Source organism: Effusibacillus pohliae DSM 22757, from assembly GCF_000376225.1.
GTDB classification, from domain to species: Bacteria; Bacillota; Bacilli; order Tumebacillales; family Effusibacillaceae; genus Effusibacillus; species Effusibacillus pohliae.
In genome coordinates this window covers 1-2111 of the sequence record NZ_AQXL01000033.1, presented here as the reverse complement: position 1 = coordinate 2111, position 2111 = coordinate 1, and the positions used below count along the sequence as shown (strand labels likewise).

Here is a 2111-nt window from a genome sequence, read left to right as displayed (position 1 = left end):
TCGACACAGCGCTCACTCGGCTGGCGGATTGACGGTAGAGCGCTCACGACAATGGCGGTGAGAAATTCACCGCCAAATAGCGTGAGCGGCTACAATTTTAAACAAACGGGACGATATATTGTATCTGGCTTCTAAATACCGGGTCAAAAACATCCGGATTTTCGGATCCCAAGCTCGTGGAGAGGAAACTGCTGACAGTGACGTTGATTTTCTCGTGGAATTTGAAGAACCGAACCTCTTGGATCGGATCGGATTCAAACAGGATCTGGAAGAATTGCTGAACATGCCTGTTGACGTTGTGACTGAAAGCACGATCCATCCAATGCTTCGGGAGCACATTTTGGCCGAGGCAAAACCATTCTGATTCCCGCTCAGACCCTCTCTTAACATGAAACGTCCGCAAGGGCGGAATAGGCTTTTCAAGGTGCATTGTACCAACGCAGTACCACTCGCCGGGAACCACTTCCACCCACCGGAAGTTGCTACCCTTTTCGGCAAGTTCTTCGTTCAATCGCCTGTATTTTTCGTCCGCCTGAACACTTCTGAAGGTCACCAGGCGCTTCCAAACACGTGTCCAAAAGGTCATATTCCCCACCCCTTCTCCATTTTCACATAACTGTGGTATGTTATGAAAGGAGTCACCTTTAAGGGGGCGGCTCGTTTGGGTTTGATAGACGGCTACTTTCCAAGAGGGGGCGGTCTATCGCTTTTTTGTTGGTTGGGGAAAAGCGCTTTTTGCCCCCTAGAGTTTACATTACCCTCTAGCAGCAATCTCTTGCGTTAAGCGCAAACGCTCAACTGCTGCTTGCCTCTCCGAAAATCCCCAATCTTCACCCTCTCTTTTTTCAATTTTCTTACTTATACATCAGGGGGCTTTGACTTCTGAAGGGATGCTTCACCTCGACTACGCCGCTCACCTCAAAGATGGGCTTTTCTTTTTTAAGTTTCGAAAAACTTGGCCACAACTGTCTGAAGGGTTTGGCATGTAGCAGGAAGTTCGTCCAGTTCGGACGTACAATATTAATGTGATATATTTTCTATCGTTTTGAGACATTTTTGGAAGGTGAGAACATGCAGCGCTCGCTCAAACAAACCCTCGCAACCCTGCTTCTGGCCGGAGCGGCCATGGCGGCCAATCTGCAAGCGGCATCCGCTGCGGAGAGCCCGAATGTCTTTTTCAACGGAAAGCAAGTCCAGTTCACGGACGTAAGCCCGCAGATCATCCAGGATCGCACGTATGTTCCGTTCCGGGCCTTGCTTGAGACGCTGGGAGCAACAGTGACCTGGGATGGCGCCACTCGCACCGCCATTGCCCAAAAAGATGGCATCACCGTCAAGATCTCCATTGGGAAAAACGTGCTGGATGTGAACGGACATCCGCTGACGATGGATGTGCCTTCGACGATTGTCAATGACCGCACTTTGGTTCCGCTCCGGTATGTGTCCCAGGCGTTGGGCGCATCGGTGAGGTGGGATCCGAACAGCGGAGGACAGGTGTTTGTCAACCAGGATGTGCAGGACATGCTGAACCAAATGGTGACCGGGCAATCGGGAGACCAGAAGGTGACCTATGAGCAGGCGGCCATTCTGATGCAATGGCTGAACGCCAACAAGGACAAGTTGCCGGCGTTTACGGGTAATAAGGCGCCTGAGAAATATGTGTATGGAACAGATCCTCTTCATAATCCGGATGAGTCGCAATTTGAAAGACCATTTGTGGGCAACGGGAAGGTGATGTGGTATGTACCAAGAACTTATGTCACAACTGGTGTATATCGAATTGAAGAGTTGGAATTGCATCAAGCGCCGGTAACTAATGTTGATGATATCGATCCCCATGTCTTAGCGATCATTTATACTGTCTGGGATACTACCAGCACGAAATATCACAACTCGACAACGCCTACGTATGCTGGTGCAGAAGTCAATCACTATTTGCCTAACTTAAAGTAGCATTGGAATGGATCCCCTCCATTCCGTTACATACCACCCACTGTATTGGGGTGGTCCTTATAAGGAAAGGAGCTATTCCTGTGATGAATTAAAATGCGGTTTGCAAAACAAAAAGCGCCTCCTGTATGCTGGGTCTCGGAATGGTTGACATTCACTGC

At 49.5% G+C, this 2111-nt stretch carries 2 protein-coding genes; both read left to right on the top strand.

Annotated elements, in window-relative coordinates; all coding sequences use genetic code 11:
* Positions 1–118 precede the first annotated feature (118 nt).
* Positions 119–364, top strand: coding sequence for a nucleotidyltransferase family protein (locus C230_RS21620; RefSeq protein WP_245533936.1), 246 nt, complete (start codon positions 119–121; stop codon positions 362–364).
* Positions 365–1071: 707 nt separating this feature from the next.
* Positions 1072–1953, top strand: a complete 882-nt coding sequence (locus C230_RS21070) for a copper amine oxidase N-terminal domain-containing protein (RefSeq protein ID WP_018130131.1) — start codon at positions 1072–1074, stop codon at positions 1951–1953.
* Positions 1954–2111: the final 158 nt, after the last annotated feature.

Coding starts and splice junctions, on each gene's coding strand:
- C230_RS21070 (WP_018130131.1), top strand. CDS start 1,072: ATGCAGCGCTCGCTCAAACAAACCCTCGCAACCCTGCTTCTGGCCGGA.